Source organism: Rickettsiales bacterium Ac37b (assembly GCA_000746585.2).
GTDB lineage: Bacteria > Pseudomonadota > Alphaproteobacteria > Rickettsiales > Arcanibacteraceae > Ac37b.
In genome coordinates, this window is record CP009217.2 from 1,204,356 (window position 1) to 1,220,796 (window position 16,441).

Here is a 16,441-nt window from a genome sequence, read left to right on the forward strand (position 1 = left end):
TAACTCTTATATGATAATAGTAATGACATATTTTAAATGGCTACTTTATCCAATTTTAGCATTATTTATTATACCACAAACTTTTGCAGCTCCTATATGGACTACTAGCTTTGGTTCTCAAGGTACCGCAGATGGACAATTTGAGGATCCAGTTAGTATCACTACTACTCCTACAGGAAAAATCTATGTAGTTGATAGCATAAAAAATAATATACAGATTTTTAATCAAGATACTACCTATTCAGATAAATTTGGTTCTTCAGGTAATGGTAATGGACAGTTTAATTTCCCTACTACTATAGTCAATTAAGTTGAGAATAGCATAGAGAAGCCATAATCAATAGCATCGCTAAGGTTATTAAAATTAGTAATGATAGGTTTGATTTTAGCTTTTAAATGAGCCCAATATTTTTCAATTGGGTTGAGATCAGGAGAGTAAGGTGGTAAGAATAAAAGTTTACAGCCTATATCTTCTATTAAATTCCTAGTTCTAGCTGACTTATGGAACGTTGCATTATCAAGTATTACAACTTGACCAAATCTTAGTTCGGGCACCAAACACTGACTAACCCACTCGTTAAAAACTTCTGTATTACATGTGCCCTTGAAACACATTGGCGCAATAATTTTCTTCCCAACCTTACCTGCAATAAAGCTTTCTCGATCATGTTTTTTACCTGAGATATCACCATAAACTTTACTTCCTCTGAGACTGTATCCCCAAGAATAGTACAAATAGCTATCAATTCCACTCTCATCAATATAAACTATATCTTCCGCTTTATAGTTTGCGATAGCTGCCAAAAATAATTGCCGTTTTGCTTCATCCCGTTCACGATAGAGTGTGGTCTTTTTTTTCGTGTGATCCCCAAAGTCTTGAATGCCAAACAGATAGCAGCTGTAGACACATTAAAAACCTTTGCAAAATCAGATAATAGCCAATTGCTGTTTTTAGACACCTCGTTTAATAATTTGATTGGATCAAGCTTCTTCCATGGCTTAGCTGCTCGTGTGGCTGCTAAATTCCCGGATTTCGATCTCGATAACCATCTATAAATTGTTCTTTCACCTATGCCAAAAATTCTTGCAGCTTCTTCTCTGGTATAACCTTTATTAACATAGTGAATTACTTTTTTACGTAAATCTAAGGAATATGCCATTGCTTCTACTGTTTTGGGTTTATGAGCTTTTTAATATATCATATATCATGTCTTTATCAACTTAATTTACTATATCTGTTAATTTGCTGCAGCTATAAGGCAAGCCTGTAATAAGCATACCATGATGTATTAAGGTATGATAAAAAGATAAAATAGTACTTTCATTACCACCGCCTGAACCTGTAGAGATAAATACACTCCCAATTTTACCTATTAAAGCTCCTTTAACCCATAATCCTCCTGTTTGATCAAGAAAATTACGCATTTGCGAAGACATGTTACCAAATCTTGTAGGAGTACCAAAAATTATAGCATCGTATTCTCCAAGTTCTTGTGGACTTGCGTGTTCTGTGTTATCTTCTTTACCACCAGCTTTCTTAAATAATTCACTAGGCATAAGCTCAGGAACACGTTTTATAACAACCTCAGTTCCTGCAATAGACTTTGCCCCTTCAGCTACACTTTGTGCTAAAGTCTTGACATGACCATACATACTATACTATAATATAAAACTAAAATTTTAGGCACAATACACCTCTTACATAATACCATTAAAATTTATACATAAAGAAGACTTATTATAACAGTTTATTTAACGAAAGAAATATTATTTTCACTAGCTTCATAAATAGCAGCAATATTTGCTAATTTTGCTACTAAATATAAACTATTGATATACTCTGGTATATGATTATTTACAAAATACATACCAGGAGAATTAAGATTATTAAACTGATTATGTTCTCGATTAACCCTATAGATATTTTCTACAGGTGTATTATTGACTAAATAAATAAGTGGCTCTGCAGCGTTTCCATTAACTGTTTCTACTGTTTTAATACCTTCTTGTAAAATCACCTGTGTATTATGTATTCCGTCTTTAATAATATTCATACTATGTCTATGTTTTTTATTCATATGCAACACTTCATCAGCTGACCTCACTATTATAATACCTCTTCCATAAGTACCTTGATCAGCTTTAATAAAAATATATGGCTCATCTTTAATATTATAAAATTTATATTTCTCCTTAATTTCTGATAATAAGATATTGGTTTGCTCTGCAAGCAATTCTAAGCCATCTTTATGCTTAAAATCTAGATTTGTACATTTTTTAAAGAGAGACTGCATTAAAAAACTATCTATGTTAAAAGTGTCACAAAAATTCTGTAATAATTTATGATAATAATCAAAATATCTAGATTTGCGTCTATTATGCCATCCTAAATGCATAGAAGGTATGATAGGCTGCTTTACTTCCTGTAATATTTTAGGTATTCCATTAGTTAAATCATTATTTAAAATAATAATATCAGGTATAAAACCATTACTAGTTAATAAATATCCTACATCATTTTTTTTAACCGTATATAATGTAATAGAACCTTTAGACGCAGACTCTAACTTTATATTTTCTTTACTTATTTCTTCACGTACTATAGCTACTTCTACAAGCTTACCAGTATCTTCTAATACTTCTTTTAATGTAATTAAATTATCTAGATAATATAAATTTCTACTATAATCTTCAGCTATAATTAGAATCTTACTTATATCTTTAAAATAGGAAGAGAAAAAATTATCAGCAAGTTCTGTAGCTTTTTTCTTACCTCTATCAGCAAGATTATTAAATCCTGCAGGGAATAAATTGGTATCAACGGGAGCTAATTTGTACCCAGAATAACGTAAGTCAACTGAACTATAAAAACATGGGGTTTTATTACCCTCAAGCTCATTGAACCATTCTACTATTTCATTGCATTGCTTTTTAAGTAAATTTTCTAAAATGTCTATTATATGCATATCTTATTATTTCCTCATCATTTGTATACAAGCAAGGGAGCTTATTGCTGCTGTTTCGCTACGTAAAATTTGTGCCCCTAAGCTTACTGAATATAGAAAAGGCAGCTTACCTAAGTAATCTAATTCCTGAGAAGTAAAACCTCCTTCTGGACCAATCATAATAGTACATATATCTTTATCCAATTTATGTATTATATTTCTAATATGTATATGAGTTTCACTTTCATTACATAACACTATTTTATTATCAGGATTCCAATTAGAAATCAATGTATCCAATTTTTGCAAATTATATATAACTGGTATATCAAGACGATTAGATTGCTCTGCTGCTTCTACTAGCACTAATTTACTTTTTTCTAAATTTATATTAGAAATTACAGTTCTTGAGGTAAGTATAGGAAACATTTTTGTCACACCTAGTTCTGCTGATTTTTCTAATATAAAATGCAACCTAGATTGTTTAATAGGCGTAAAAATCAGCCATAATTCAGGCAAATTTTCTTGTTTTCTAAGCTTCTCTTTCAAACTAATTTCCACGCCCAATTTTTTATTATAATGTATAATCTCGCTTAACCACTCTCCATCTTTCCCATTAAAAACTTTTATATGATCCTTGATTTGCTTTCTCATGACATTCATTAGATAATGACTTTGTGAATGTGATAATAAAATTGATGAATCTATATCTAGTTGATTTTCTACAAATAACCTGGTTATATTATTTTTCATATTTTATTTATAATTAAAGTTTGTGTATGATAAATAATTAAGTATAACAATAAATATATAATTATTTTGTGATAAAAGTTAACAAATTGTATTTAATAAGCTATCTTAATTAGATAAATAAAGTAAATTTTCAATTTTTAAAAGTAATTAATTAAAAATTATTTCATCAAGATTATCCATATGTCTATATCAGAACTATTTCGTCCTACCAGTATCATTAACGGAGTAGGCCCTAAAATAGAAAATGCATTACATAGATTATCATGTAATAGAATTATCGACCTCATTTATCATTTGCCTACCAATATTCTTGAGCGTAAACTAACGGTCAATATTCAACATGCCGAACACAGAAGCTATATCACCCTAAAAGTTACTATTGAGTCTATGTCTCAATCTTCACCTCAATATAAAAAACAGGCTAAACAAAAATTTGAAATATTATGTTCTGCTAATAATCATTATATTACGTTAGTGTTTTTTAATTATTACCCAGAATATTTATTCAATTCCCTTAAGGTAGGAGAACAACGTATCATCAGTGGACGCATTGAAAAATTAGGTTCCAAAATAACTATGCCTCATCCCGATTATGTAGTACCTATGGGCAAAGAATCATCAATACCTAAAATTGAGCCTATATATTCATTAACATATGGTATAAATTCAAGACATCTAAGTAAAATCATTCAGCAATCTTTAAATATATTACCTCAACTACCAGAATGGTTAGATCAGAAGTTGCTAATAGAAAATAATTGGGTTAGTTTCTATGAATCAATTCTAATGTGCCATAATCCTAGAAACTATCAAGATTTAAACAGCTCAAACCCCTATAGATCAAGACTTGCTTATGATGAATTACTTGCAAATCAGCTAAGTTTAGCTTTAGTACGTAACAATCGAAATAAAATTCCTGGCCAATCTATTAATGTTAAAGGAACTTTATTAAAATCCTTATTAGAATATATTAACTTTACTCTTACTTCTAGTCAAAATAATGCTCTTTTAGATATTATTCATGATCAAAATTCTCCCCATCGTATGATGCGTCTTATACAAGGTGATGTGGGTAGCGGAAAAACTCTTGTTGCGCTGGGCGCCATGTTAAATGTTGCTGAAATTGGTAAACAGGCTATATTAATGGCTCCCACAGATTTATTAGCTAATCAACATTATGAATGGATTGGCTCAACTACTCGCCATTTGGGATTAAATACTGTTTTATTGACTGGTAAAATTAAAGGGAAAAACCGTACAAATATATTAAATGACATCAAACTAGGTAAAGCATCCTTCATTATTGGTACCCATGCATTATTTCAAGAAAATGTAGAGTTTCAGGATATAGGTCTAATGGTTATTGACGAGCAGCATAGATTTGGCGTTGAACAACGCCTAACGCTAAGTAATAAAAACCAGAAAGCTGATATATTGGTTATGAGTGCAACCCCTATCCCACGTACTCTCACCATGGCTCTATATGGTGATATGGACATATCTTATTTAACAGATAAGCCTGCAGGAAGGCAACCCATTATTACTTCCCTTATTTCCATCAATCATATAGCTAAGCTTTATGCTTCTATCGAAACTCAATTAAAAGAAGAGGCAAAAATTTACTGGGTATGTCCTTTAGTGGAAGATTCCGATTCAGAAATAGATTCTATATCTAACCTAACTGCAGCTACAACAAGATATAATATATTAAACGAGCTTTTTCCTGAAAAAGTTGGATTAATTCACGGAAAAATGCAAGATTCTTCTAAACAAAGTGTCATGATGGATTTTTCTATCGGTAAAATAAATATTTTAGTTGCTACCACCGTGATTGAAGTAGGTATAGATATACCTGAGGCTACAGTGATTGTTATAGAACACGCTGAAAGATTTGGTTTATCGCAACTACATCAATTAAGAGGACGAGTAGGACGTGGAAAAAACCAGTCTTATTGCATTTTATTATATAGTTTACCTCTTAGCGAAGATGCCAGAACTAGATTAAAAATTATGAAAGATACTAATGATGGGTTTGTTATCGCAGAACAAGACCTTGCTTTACGAGGGGCTGGTGATTTACTCGGTACCAAACAAAGCGGCCTACCAGATTTCAAATTTGTTGATATCACAACCCATACCCCCCTTTTTACAATGGCGAGGAAACAAGCAAACAACATTATCCAGGAAGATCCTTTGCTTTTAAGTGACAAAAATCATAAATTAAGATTATTGTTAAAATTATTTGAATATAATAATGCGTTTGATAATCTATGTCAGTAAAACTCCTTCCAATCTTACTCATAAACTATTTTGAAATAATTTAGATAATTTACTTTTTTACGCTTATAGAATTTTATTTTACCATTTTATTCTCTTTTTATCTTCCTATTTTTTCTTTTTTATCTTTCATATTTAAACTTAAAGTATCAATAATCGTCTAAATATTTTTGCCAGTTTATTACATTTAAAGATTCTTAGAATCTTAATTTATAAGAAGTTACTTAGCGAATAGTGTTAAAGTATTAAATTATTACTGCATTTTTGGCTACAGTTATAATTAATCTTTTAACTTCTTGGACCTTATAACTTCTCTTTAAGTTCTGGCCTCTAGCTTAAGCAATTTAAGTATTACTTTGTCGCTTTAAAGCTCATGTATTGTTTTGTACATTTCACTTCTTACGCCTAGTAATATTTTAAATTGCCTTTGCTAGGTGTACAATTTCAAGGGTTGATGGAAGAAAAAAAGAGTATATAATAAGAGCTAGGGATATAATTAATTTGGAGGAATTGTGGGACAAATATTACATGGCTGCGCCACGACTACGCACGCAATTAGAAAAGAATTACAGCGATCGCAAGCTACGATCAAAGAATTAAGTGAACAATATAATATTAACCCTAAAACTGTGATAAAATGGCGTCAAAGAAAAGAAGAAGGAGTAGAAGATCGCTCTAATGCTCCTAAAAAAGCAACTACTATTTTGAAGCCCGAAGATGAAGCTTTGATTATTGCTTTTCGTAAGTCTACGCAATTACCTTTGGATGATTGCTTTGATGCACTTATTAAAGAAATACCTTATTTAACTCGTTCAAATCTTTACCGATGCCTTAAACGGTACGGTTTATCTTGTTTACCCAAAGAAGATAATATCAAAGAGAAGAAGAAATTTAAGGCTTATGAAATAGGATTTATGCATCTTGATATCACAGAAGTAAGAATTGGTGAGGGAAAATTTTACATATTTGTGGCAATATGTAGAGTGAGTAAATTTGCTTATGTTGAGCTGCATAATAATAGCAATGGCGATACTACAGTTAATTTTCTTGATAACTTGGTAAGTAGCTGTCCCTTTAAGATACATACCATATTAACTGATAATGGTGTTCAATTTGCTTACAATGGTTTAGCCAGGTACAGAGCTCCTAAAGCAAGACATAGATTTGATCTAAAATGTAAAGATTACGGTATCAGGCATCGCACAACAAGGCCTTATAGTCCAAGTACCAATGGTCAAGTAGAAAGAATGAATAGGACTATAAAAGAAGCTACTACTAAGAAGTATCATTATACTAGTAGAGAAGAGTTAGATAGTCATCTACAAGCTTTTGTTATGGCTTATAATTATGCTAAAAGGCTTTCTTCTATTGCTAGAAAAACGCCTTTTGAAATGATCTTGACTTGTTACACACAAAATGCTAATAATTTTAGAATTAATCCTAACCATCAACTACTGAAACCGTACAAGGTTATTAATACCTGAGATTATGGTTAAAGATAATGAATGGAAAGTTATTAGGCGTCGCCCAACTTATGATGAGATGTTAGTATTAGAATCATAGTTAAATTATTTTTCTTCAAATAACACAGCTTTAGGTAATACTTGTTTGCTAAATGGTACGATGGTATTACGCAATAATACTAAAGAAATACGTATGTTACGTAATTCATAAGGATTTGATGCATCAATAGGGTCTTGGTCTGCATAACCAGTAACCCGAAAAATTTGTTCTGAGTCTATATCACCAGCATTAATGAGATATCTTCGGGTCATGACTGACCTTTCTGAAGATAATTGCCAGCTATCTATTCTATTGACAGTTCTATCTTTATTCGTATGTCCATCAATTGAAAGATAATTAGGCATATAGCGTATATATTGAGATATTGTATCTAACATAGTTTTTGTATAGGGTTGTAACTTTGAAGTTCCTATAACAAATAATGGACGTTTTTCTTGCTCTATTAACTGAATTCTTAATCCTTCAGGAGTTTCATCAATCATTATACTGTCACTAAATTCTTTAAGTTCTGGATTATCGGATATAGCTTTTTGTAAGCTACTTTGGGTAAGTGAAAAATTTCTAGCATCAAGCTGTTCTAATGTTTGTCTAATTTTTTCTGGCATCTTAATAATAGCTCCAGGAGGAGGTGAGCCAAATACAATGCTATTGTTAGCTGAATGTTTTTGTGTAGGAGTGTTGGGTTGTAAAGTGCCTGCAGAATTAGGTAGACCAATAGTTGGAGTAAAATAATCTGCGATACCTTGTAGTTTTTTAGAAGATACAGAATTTAAGATCCATAATAATAGAAAAAAGGCCATCATAGCTGTTACAAAGTCGGCATATGCAAGTTTCCAAGTACCTCCGTGACCGCCAGCTTGTCCTGATTTTTTAATTTTTTTAATTATTAATGTTTTATTACTATCCTTGGACATAATGAATATCTCTAGGTATTTGATCGTTCATTTAATGCATTTTCTAGCTCATGAAAGGTAGGTCTTTCAAGAGGAGGAATAAGCTTTCTAACAAATTCTACAGTGACTGCAGGTGCATTACCTTGCATATGTGCAATAATTCCAGCTTTAATACATTTTAAATATTGATGTTCAGCTTCATGGTATTTATGTAGAAAATTTCCCATAGGTAAGACAATACCATAAGCCAATAATACACCTACAAATGTTCCTACAAGGGCGCCCGCAATTAGCATACCTAAAATTTGAGGAGGAGAAGATATGCTGCGCATTGTATTAATAACTCCTAGTACCGCAGCTACGATACCGAATGCAGGTAAGCTTTCTCCTACATTTATAAGAGCATGTGAGGGGTGATTAGCATCTATTTCATGAACTTCTAATTCTTTATCTATTAACTCTTCCATATGAAAATAATTATCTACACCCATAATGAGTAATCTTAGGGCATCACAAATGAAAGCTAATATGTGGTGGTCTTTTATAACTTCAGGGAACTGTTGAAAAATATCACTGGAATTTGGATCTTCGACATGAGCTTCTAATGCAAGCATACCTTTAGTTTTCATAAGTTTAAAAATAGTAAATAAAAAAGTTAATAATTCTATATAATTATGTTTGGTGTAGGGCTTAGTTTTAAATAAGTATTTTAATTGTTTTCCTGTAGCTTTTACAATGTCCATTGGATTAGTAATCAAAAAGGAGCCAAACGCTGCGCCACAAATAATTATAAATTCACTTGGTTGCCACAATAGAATTAGTTGGCCATGATGAAGTACATATCCGCCCAGTACTGATACTACTACTATTATTAAACCTATGATAAATAACATATTATCTTACTCTTTTAAATTTTTATCTGCTTTAAGAATAAAAGCTATTGATTAAAGCATACTCCACATATATTAATTTTATATGTAGAAAATTTTTAGAAACATAACTATTATTCTACTATGATAAACATATAATCTATTAAAAAAATGTTAGCATGCCCAAAAATTATAGAAAAATTATATAAATGATTTTAGAACCGTTACAATTTAAGAAAGCATTAAGTAATTTTACTACTGGTGTAGTTGTGATAACAGCAATGACTCAAGATAGAGAAAAAATTGGAGTTACTATAACATCTTTTACTTCTCTATCTCTTGATCCTCCGCTAGTATTATTTTGTTTAAGTAATAAATCATATAGTATTAAATATTTTAAAGAGTCTAAATATTTTAATGTAAATATATTAGCTCAGGATCAAGAGCATATAGCATATCAATTTGCTTATATGCATGGTGCGGACAAATGGCATAATATTAATATCTCAATGAGTAAAAATAGTAATTTGCCTGTTATTGATGATTGTATAGCTTATATAGAATGTGAAAAGTATCAGGAAAGTATAGGTGGTGACCATATAATTTTTATGGGTAAAGTTATGAATTTTGTGTCTGTATCTAGCAAATTACCTTTGGCAAGATTTCAGGGAAAATATAGTACTTTATTAGAAAAAGGCAGTGATGAAAGAGATAGTAGATAAAAAAATATTACATGTATTTGCACAAGAGACTGTCTTTCTGGCTGGTGCGCGTAAATTTGCTGATATACCAAAATTTTTTGTTCCTGAAGTAGCATTTTGGGGAAGATCAAATGTTGGTAAATCTAGCTTATTAAATTTTATTTTGAATAGAAAAAAACTAGTTAGAGTTTCTCATACTCCAGGTAGAACACAACAACTTAACTTTTTTTCATTAAATCAAAAGATTATATTAGTTGATTTACCTGGCTATGGGTATGCAAAGGTTAGTAAATCTCGTATTAAGGGATGGAATAATTTAACTATTGAGTATCTAGAAAAGCGTACTAATTTAAAAAGAGTATACATCTTAATAGATGCTAGGCGTTCTATAAAAGAGATTGATATGGAGGCTATGGATATATTGGATTATAGTGGAGTATCTTACCAAATTGTTTTCACTAAACTTGATAAGGTAACGGATAAAGAAAGAGAAAAATTGGCACTTGATATAGAAAATATAAAGGCTTACCACTCAGCTTTGCATCCAGCACTAATTTTTACTAGTGCTAGAGACTCTATAGGATTAGAAGAAATACGTTATTCAATAGCTGAGTTTATGGATTTATAATTTATTTTGTTGATAGAAAGAATGTATACAAAGTTATTGCGGCAGCATTGGAAACATTTAAACTTTCTATTTTATCACTCATAGGAATTTTCATTAAAAAATCACAATTTTCTTTTGTTAATCTTCTTAAGCCAGTTTCTTCATTTCCCATGATAAACACAGTTTTATCAGGCAGTTTGTTATGTTCTAAATAAGTTGTTGAGGAGGCATCAAGCCCTATACACCAATATCCTACAGATTTTAAATAATTAATAGTATGTGCTAAATTTGTCACTCTTACTAATGGTACAGATTCTAGGGCACCAGAGGCAGATTTAGCCATAGTATTAGTTTCGTTTGGTGCATGATTACGTGGCAGAATCACACATAAGCAATTGAATGCTGCTGCTGATCTTAAGATAGCTCCAATATTATGGGTATCAGTAATTTGATCTAAAATAATAATAGAATTTCTATTGTCTTTAAAATTATTTATTAAATATTCTAAAGAAATCTCAGGTAATGTAGCAACTTCTAGTGCCATATTTTGGTGTACAGCAGCATTTGGTAGTTTGGATGCGATGGTATTTACATCAGTGGTAATAATTTTAATTTTTTTATTATTTGGTATTGCAGAATTAAAAATTTCTGGATAAATATGTTTGGTGATAAGTAACGTATAGCATTTTCTATTTGGATTTTTAAGTGCAGCAAAAACAGCATGTTTACCGTATAGCCAAATTGTATTATGTGTTATCTTTTTCAAAGGTTTCCTAATTTTAAGTTTAATAATGCATGACGTATAACATACAAAATAATTTTAATAAATCAAAATAAATGTAGTTTACACGTTGACATATATAGCTTAATAGGTTAAAAGAGCAAACCTCTACTATACAATTTTTGTAAAGTGAAAAATAGTAAGTATAGAAACGCTATATGTTGTATGGAGGGGTGGCCGAGTGGTTAATGGCAGCAGACTGTAAATCTGCCCGCGTATGCGTACGTAGGTTCGAATCCTACCCCCTCCACCAAATATTTAGAGAAGGGTATAGGAGCAGGAGGAATTAAGCGGGTGTAGCTCAATGGTAGAGCCCCAGCCTTCCAAGCTGGTCACGTGGGTTCGATTCCCATCACCCGCTCCAAGTAGAAGGGTATGAGCTGTTATTGGTTAGTAATAAATTTTGTTAAACAAATGATTTAATAGAGGGTAGTAAATTTTATGGCAAAGGCAAAATTTGAGAGAAATAAGCCGCATTGTAATATAGGTACAATAGGTCACGTGGATCATGGTAAGACGTCATTAACAGCAGCAATAACAAAAGTATTATCTGAAGATGCGAGTATAGGTTCAGCGAGCTATGCGGCATATGATTCGATAGACAAGGCGCCAGAAGAAAGAGCAAGAGGAATAACAATTAGTACAGCGCATGTAGAGTATGAAACAAAGAATAGGCACTATGCGCATGTAGACTGTCCTGGTCACGCAGATTATGTAAAGAATATGATTACAGGAGCTGCTCAAATGGATGGAGCGATATTAGTAGTGTCAGCAGCTGATGGTCCTATGCCTCAGACAAGAGAGCATATATTATTAGCGAGACAGGTAGGAGTTCCAGCGTTAGTAGTTGCGCTAAATAAAGTAGATATGGTAGAGGATGAAGAGTTATTAGAATTAGTTGAGATGGAAGTTAGAGAATTATTGAGTTCCTATGGATTTGATGGAGATAAGATACCTATAATAAGATGCTCAGCCTTAGCGGCATTAGAGAATACAGATAATAAGCTAGGTAAAGAAGCGATTATTGAGTTGATGAAGGCAGTAGATGAGACGATACCACAACCTGAGAGGGATATAGATAGAGCCTTCTTGATGCCAGTGGAAGATGTATTTTCGATATCTGGAAGAGGGACGGTAGTAACAGGAAGGATTGAGAGAGGAATAGTCAAGACGGGTGATGAGATAGAGATAGTAGGTTTAAAGCCGACATTAAAGACGACCTGTACAGGTGTAGAGATGTTCCGTAAGCTACTAGATGAGGGTAGAGCTGGTGATAACGTTGGGGTATTGTTGCGTGGTACGAAGAGAGAGGAAGTTCAGAGGGGTCAAGTATTGGCTAAACCAGGTACGATTACTCCGCATACAGATTTTGAGACAGAAGTATATATATTAACGGCAGAAGAGGGTGGAAGACATACGCCATTTTTCAATAATTATAGGCCGCAATTTTATTTTAGAACCACGGATGTTACGGGTACTATAGAATTGCCAGAAGATAAGAAGATGGTGATGCCAGGTGATACAGTAAAATTGAGTGTAAGTTTAATAGCGCCGATTGCTATGGATGAGGGGTTAAGATTTGCGATCAGAGAAGGTGGTAGGACTGTTGGAGCTGGTTTAGTTAATAAAATAAAAAAATAGTTAGAAACTGAGAATGTTATGCATAAACAAAAAATACGTATTAGATTAAAAGCTTTTGATCATAAGGTTTTAGATCAAGCAACTAAAAAGATTGTGAGTACGGTTCAGAGGACTGGTGCTGAAATTAGTCCTATACCTTTGCCTCAAAAAATTGAAAGATTTACTGTTAATAGATCGCCTCATATTGACAAAAAATCTAGGGAGCAGTTTGAAATTAGGCGTCATAGAAGATTGTTGACTATTAGCAATCCTACTCCGCAGACAATAGATGCGCTTATGAAAGTAGATTTAGCTGCTGGTGTGGATGTGGAGATAAAATTGGTTGGAGGAGAGTGATGAGAACGGGATTAGTTGCTAAAAAACTTGGGATGTCTGCTATATATCAAGATGGTGTGCGTGTACCAGTGACTTTGTTGAAATTAGAAGATTGTCAAGTAGTTTCAACTAAGTCTATAGATAAAGATGGTTATCGTGCTGTTCAGCTTGGTGTAGGAACGATAAAAGCAAAAAACGTATCAAAGCCTTTGAAGGGACATTTTGCAAAAGCAAAAGTTCAGCCTAAGCGTAAATTAGTAGAGTTTAAGGTTTCTGAGAAAGCTATGCTTACGGTAGGAGATAGAATAGTAGCTGATCATTTTGTTACGGGTCAATTTGTAGATATTACTGGGATTACGGTTGGTAAAGGTTTTGCTGGTGGTATGAAGAGGCACAATTTTCGTGGTTTAGAAGCTAGTCACGGTGTATCTATTTCGCATAGATCGCATGGTTCTACTGGACAAAGGCAAGATCCTGGTAAGGTGTTTAAGGGCAAAAAAATGGCTGGCCACCTTGGTACTGAAAAAGTTACTATACAAAATTTAAAAGTAGTGGGTATTGATTCTAAGGAAGGATTAATTATTATAAAAGGCGCTGTTCCTGGTAAAAAAGGTTATGTCTTAATACGTGATTCTGTAAAACGTGCTTTGCCTGAAGGTGTAAAAATTCCAGCTGCTATTATCAAAGAACAGAGTGAGTAGGGTATATTATGAAAACTAATGTATTAAGTTTAGAAAATAAAGTAGTGGGTGAAATCCAGTTAAGTCAGGAGATTTTTAATCTTCCTAATAGAGAGGATATCCTGCATAGAGTAATAGAATGGCAAAGGGCGAAGAGGCGTGCTGGTACTCACAAAACAAAAACTGTGGGAGAGGTTTCTGGTACTACTAAAAAGCCTTATAAGCAGAAGGGTACAGGGCATGCTAGGCAAGGTAGTTTGCGTTCCGGGCAGTTTAGGGGTGGTGCTACTATATTTGGTCCTAATGTACGTAGTCATGCTTATGATTTACCTAAGAAAGTAAGAAAATTAGGTTTAAAAACAGCACTATCAGCAAAAATGTTATCAGGAAAACTATTGATTATTGATGAAGCTAAGTTAGCTGCTCCTAAAACTAAAATAGTAAAAGATTTATTGAAAAATTTTGGCTTATCTTCTGTATTAATCATTGATGGAGCTAATGTAGATAGCAATTTTTTACAATCAATAAACAATTTAAACGCTGTAGATATACTGCCTCACATAGGTGCCAATGTATATGATATATTACGTCATGATACATTGTTGATTACTAAAGAGGGAGTGAAGCAACTAGAGGAGAGATTGAAGTGATAAAAGATAATATATATGACATTATTAGATCTCCAATTATAACGGAAAAATCAACCAGAGCAACAGAAGTTGAAAATAAACATAGTTTTTTGGTAAGTGTAGGTGCTACAAAATATACAATAAAAACTGCTATTGAACATTTGTTTGGTATAAATGTTACCAAGGTGAATATAATTAATATGTCAGGTAAAAGAAAAATGTTTAGGGGTAAAGTGGGCAAAAGAAATGATTATAAAAAAGCTATAATTTCATTGTCTTCTGGTCAAAATATAGATATTTCTGGAATAGAGGTATAATATGGTATTAAAAAAATTTAGACCTACTACGCCTTCACAAAGAGAATTAGTGTTGGTCGATAAATCTAATCTTTGGAAGGGTAAACCTGTCAAAACTTTGACTTCTGGTAAAAAAAACACAGGTGGTCGTAATAATTTAGGACGTATTACGTCTTGGCATCGTGGAGGTGGACATAAGAAACGTTATAGAATTATTGATTTTAAACGTAACAAATTAAATATAGAAGCGGTGGTAGAAAGGATAGAATATGATCCTAATAGAACGGCATATATTGCGCTAATTAAATATCTTGATGATACTTTGTCTTATATATTAGCTCCTCAGAAACTTGAGGTAGGTGATAAGGTGATCGCAGGTCGTAATGTAGATATTAAAGTTGGTAACGCATTACCTATGTATGACATACCTGTAGGAACTATTTTGCATAATGTAGAATTAAAGCCATTAAAAGGTGGTCAATTAGCTAGGTCTGCTGGTAGTTATGTTCAGCTTATAGGTAAAGATTCTGGCTATGCATTGCTAAGGTTAAGATCTGGTGAAGTTAGGATGGTTAGAAGCGATTGTATGGCTACTATTGGTACGGTATCCAATGCTGATCACCAGAATAAAAATTATGGTAAGGCTGGTCGTATGAGATGGCTTGGATGTAGACCTACTGTCAGAGGTGTAGCAATGAATCCTGTAGATCATCCTCATGGTGGTGGAGAAGGTAAAACTTCTGGTGGTCGTCATCCTGTAACTCCTTGGGGTAAATCAACCAAAGGTAAAAGAACAAGATCAAATAAATCTACTGGTAAATATATAATACGTCGTAGATACGCAAAATAATAGGAGATAAAAAATTATGGCACGTTCTGTATGGAAAGGTCCAGTTGTAGATGGTTATTTATTAAAAAAAGTACAAAAGGTCTTGCAATCTGGGCGTAATCAGATTATTAAGACATGGTCTAGAAGATCTACTATTATACCTGATTTTGTTGGGTTAACGTTTGGTGTATATAATGGACGTAAGTTTATTCCTGTCCTAGTTAAGGAAGAGATGGTAGGATATAAGCTTGGAGAATTTTCTCCTACTAGGACTTTTAATGGTCATAGTGGTGATAAAAAAGCTAAAAGAGGATAGGATTTTATGGGTAAAAAAGCAAAACCAAGTAAAATTGCTAATAATGAGGCTATAGCTAAATCTACTTCTTTGCGTGTTAGCCCAAGGAAATTAGGGCTTATTGCTTCTTTCATACAAAATATGAAAGTAAGCGAGGCTGTAGTGCAACTTACGTTTGTGAGGAAGCGTATTGCAGGAGAAGTAAAAAAGTGTTTGCAGTCTGCTATAGCGAATGCGGAAAATAATCACAACTTAGACATAGATAAATTATATGTTTATAGAGCTGTAGTAGGTAAATCTGTTGTGATGAAAAGAATGCATGCTAGAGCAAGAGGTAGGGCGAATAGAATTCATAAATATTTTAGCAATTTATCTATAATTGTACGTGAATATGAGGAGAAATAAT

The 16,441-nt window shown here is 32.6% G+C and carries 20 protein-coding genes, 2 tRNA genes and 1 pseudogene; 15 read left to right on the top strand and 8 right to left on the bottom strand.

Annotation, left to right across the window (positions count from 1 at the left end):
- The first annotated feature begins 10 nt into the window (after window positions 1–10).
- Entirely contained in the window at window positions 11–310 is a 300-nt protein-coding gene (locus tag NOVO_06020) for a hypothetical protein (protein ID AIL65561.1), read from the top strand.
- On the opposite strand, the gene NOVO_06025 is transcribed toward NOVO_06020, so the two are convergent.
- The 5 genes and pseudogenes from NOVO_06025 to rsmE all read right to left on the bottom strand — a co-directional run bounded on the left by NOVO_06025 (window position 307) and on the right by rsmE (window position 3,698).
- Window positions 307–804 (bottom strand): hypothetical protein, encoded by a 498-nt coding sequence (locus NOVO_06025; protein AIL65562.1) that lies wholly within the window; start codon window positions 802–804, stop codon window positions 307–309. The genes NOVO_06020 and NOVO_06025 overlap by 4 nt on opposite strands.
- Entirely contained in the window at window positions 768–1,160 is a 393-nt protein-coding gene (locus tag NOVO_06030; GenBank protein ID AIL65563.1) for a Transposase, read from the bottom strand. Before NOVO_06030 ends, NOVO_06025 begins: the two co-directional genes overlap by 37 nt.
- 64 nt (window positions 1,161–1,224) lie before the next feature.
- A pseudogene (locus NOVO_06035) lies at window positions 1,225–1,688 on the bottom strand (NAD(P)H:quinone oxidoreductase; disrupted).
- A gap of 60 nt (window positions 1,689–1,748) precedes the next feature.
- Entirely contained in the window at window positions 1,749–2,966 is a 1,218-nt protein-coding gene (locus tag NOVO_06040; GenBank protein ID AIL65564.1) for a Glutamate-cysteine ligase, read from the bottom strand.
- Window positions 2,967–2,972: 6 nt separating this feature from the next.
- On the bottom strand, window positions 2,973–3,698 hold the full coding sequence (rsmE, locus tag NOVO_06045) for a Ribosomal RNA small subunit methyltransferase E (protein ID AIL65565.1): 726 nt from the start codon (window positions 3,696–3,698) through the stop codon (window positions 2,973–2,975).
- 180 nt (window positions 3,699–3,878) lie between these two features.
- Between rsmE and recG the strand changes: the two genes are divergently transcribed.
- Together recG and NOVO_06055 are read left to right on the top strand one after the other, a co-directional pair.
- A complete protein-coding gene (gene recG, locus NOVO_06050) occupies window positions 3,879–5,978 on the top strand; it encodes an ATP-dependent DNA helicase recG (protein ID AIL65566.1) in 2,100 nt (699 codons plus the stop codon).
- Window positions 5,979–6,487: 509 nt separating this feature from the next.
- Window positions 6,488–7,459: an Integrase core domain protein gene (locus NOVO_06055; protein AIL65567.1), complete on the top strand. Its 972-nt coding sequence runs from the start codon at window positions 6,488–6,490 to the stop codon at window positions 7,457–7,459.
- Between the two features lie 84 nt (window positions 7,460–7,543).
- Here NOVO_06055 and motB read toward each other — a convergent pair whose 3' ends face one another.
- Window positions 7,544–8,413 (bottom strand): Chemotaxis protein MotB, encoded by an 870-nt coding sequence (motB, locus tag NOVO_06060; GenBank protein AIL65568.1) that lies wholly within the window; start codon window positions 8,411–8,413, stop codon window positions 7,544–7,546.
- An 11-nt stretch (window positions 8,414–8,424) separates the two neighbouring features.
- On the bottom strand, window positions 8,425–9,285 hold the full coding sequence (gene motA / locus NOVO_06065; GenBank protein AIL65569.1) for a Chemotaxis protein MotA: 861 nt from the start codon (window positions 9,283–9,285) through the stop codon (window positions 8,425–8,427).
- 185 nt (window positions 9,286–9,470) lie between these two features.
- Between motA and NOVO_06070 the strand changes: the two genes are divergently transcribed.
- Both NOVO_06070 and engB read left to right on the top strand, forming a co-directional pair.
- Window positions 9,471–9,983 carry a p-hydroxyphenylacetate 3-hydroxylase, reductase component gene (locus NOVO_06070; protein AIL65570.1) on the top strand — a complete coding sequence of 171 codons (513 nt, stop codon included), beginning with the start codon at window positions 9,471–9,473 and terminating at the stop codon, window positions 9,981–9,983.
- On the top strand, window positions 9,964–10,590 hold the full coding sequence (engB, locus tag NOVO_06075) for a putative GTP-binding protein EngB (GenBank protein AIL65571.1): 627 nt from the start codon (window positions 9,964–9,966) through the stop codon (window positions 10,588–10,590). Before NOVO_06070 ends, engB begins: the two co-directional genes overlap by 20 nt.
- Before the next feature lies 1 nt (window position 10,591).
- On the opposite strand, the gene NOVO_06080 is transcribed toward engB, so the two are convergent.
- Complete coding sequence (locus NOVO_06080) at window positions 10,592–11,335, bottom strand: Putative TrmH family tRNA/rRNA methyltransferase (protein AIL65572.1); 744 nt, start codon at window positions 11,333–11,335, stop codon at window positions 10,592–10,594.
- Between the two features lie 182 nt (window positions 11,336–11,517).
- Here NOVO_06080 and NOVO_06085 point away from each other — a divergent pair.
- From NOVO_06085 to rplV, 10 genes are all read left to right on the top strand, one after another.
- Window positions 11,518–11,603 (top strand) — tRNA-Tyr (locus tag NOVO_06085).
- 37 nt (window positions 11,604–11,640) lie between these two features.
- A tRNA-Gly gene (locus NOVO_06090) sits at window positions 11,641–11,714 on the top strand.
- A gap of 77 nt (window positions 11,715–11,791) precedes the next feature.
- On the top strand, window positions 11,792–12,991 hold the full coding sequence (gene tufA_2 / locus NOVO_06095; protein ID AIL65573.1) for an Elongation factor Tu: 1,200 nt from the start codon (window positions 11,792–11,794) through the stop codon (window positions 12,989–12,991).
- A gap of 18 nt (window positions 12,992–13,009) precedes the next feature.
- The gene (rpsJ, locus tag NOVO_06100) at window positions 13,010–13,327 is read left to right on the top strand and encodes a Ribosomal protein S10 (GenBank protein AIL65574.1); all 318 of its coding nucleotides are present in this window, start codon (window positions 13,010–13,012) and stop codon (window positions 13,325–13,327) included.
- On the top strand, window positions 13,327–14,007 hold the full coding sequence (gene rplC / locus NOVO_06105; protein AIL65575.1) for a Ribosomal protein L3: 681 nt from the start codon (window positions 13,327–13,329) through the stop codon (window positions 14,005–14,007). Before rpsJ ends, rplC begins: the two co-directional genes overlap by 1 nt.
- A gap of 8 nt (window positions 14,008–14,015) precedes the next feature.
- Window positions 14,016–14,636 (top strand): Ribosomal protein L4, encoded by a 621-nt coding sequence (gene rplD, locus NOVO_06110; protein AIL65576.1) that lies wholly within the window; start codon window positions 14,016–14,018, stop codon window positions 14,634–14,636.
- Window positions 14,633–14,932 carry a Ribosomal protein L23 gene (gene rplW, locus NOVO_06115; protein AIL65577.1) on the top strand — a complete coding sequence of 100 codons (300 nt, stop codon included), beginning with the start codon at window positions 14,633–14,635 and terminating at the stop codon, window positions 14,930–14,932. The genes rplD and rplW overlap by 4 nt, the downstream gene beginning before the upstream one ends.
- A gap of 1 nt (window position 14,933) precedes the next feature.
- Entirely contained in the window at window positions 14,934–15,761 is an 828-nt protein-coding gene (gene rplB / locus NOVO_06120) for a Ribosomal protein L2 (GenBank protein AIL65578.1), read from the top strand.
- Window positions 15,762–15,777: 16 nt separating this feature from the next.
- Window positions 15,778–16,056, top strand: a complete 279-nt coding sequence (gene rpsS, locus NOVO_06125) for a Ribosomal protein S19 (protein ID AIL65579.1) — start codon at window positions 15,778–15,780, stop codon at window positions 16,054–16,056.
- A gap of 6 nt (window positions 16,057–16,062) precedes the next feature.
- Entirely contained in the window at window positions 16,063–16,440 is a 378-nt protein-coding gene (gene rplV, locus NOVO_06130) for a Ribosomal protein L22 (GenBank protein AIL65580.1), read from the top strand.
- Window position 16,441 lies beyond the last annotated feature (1 nt).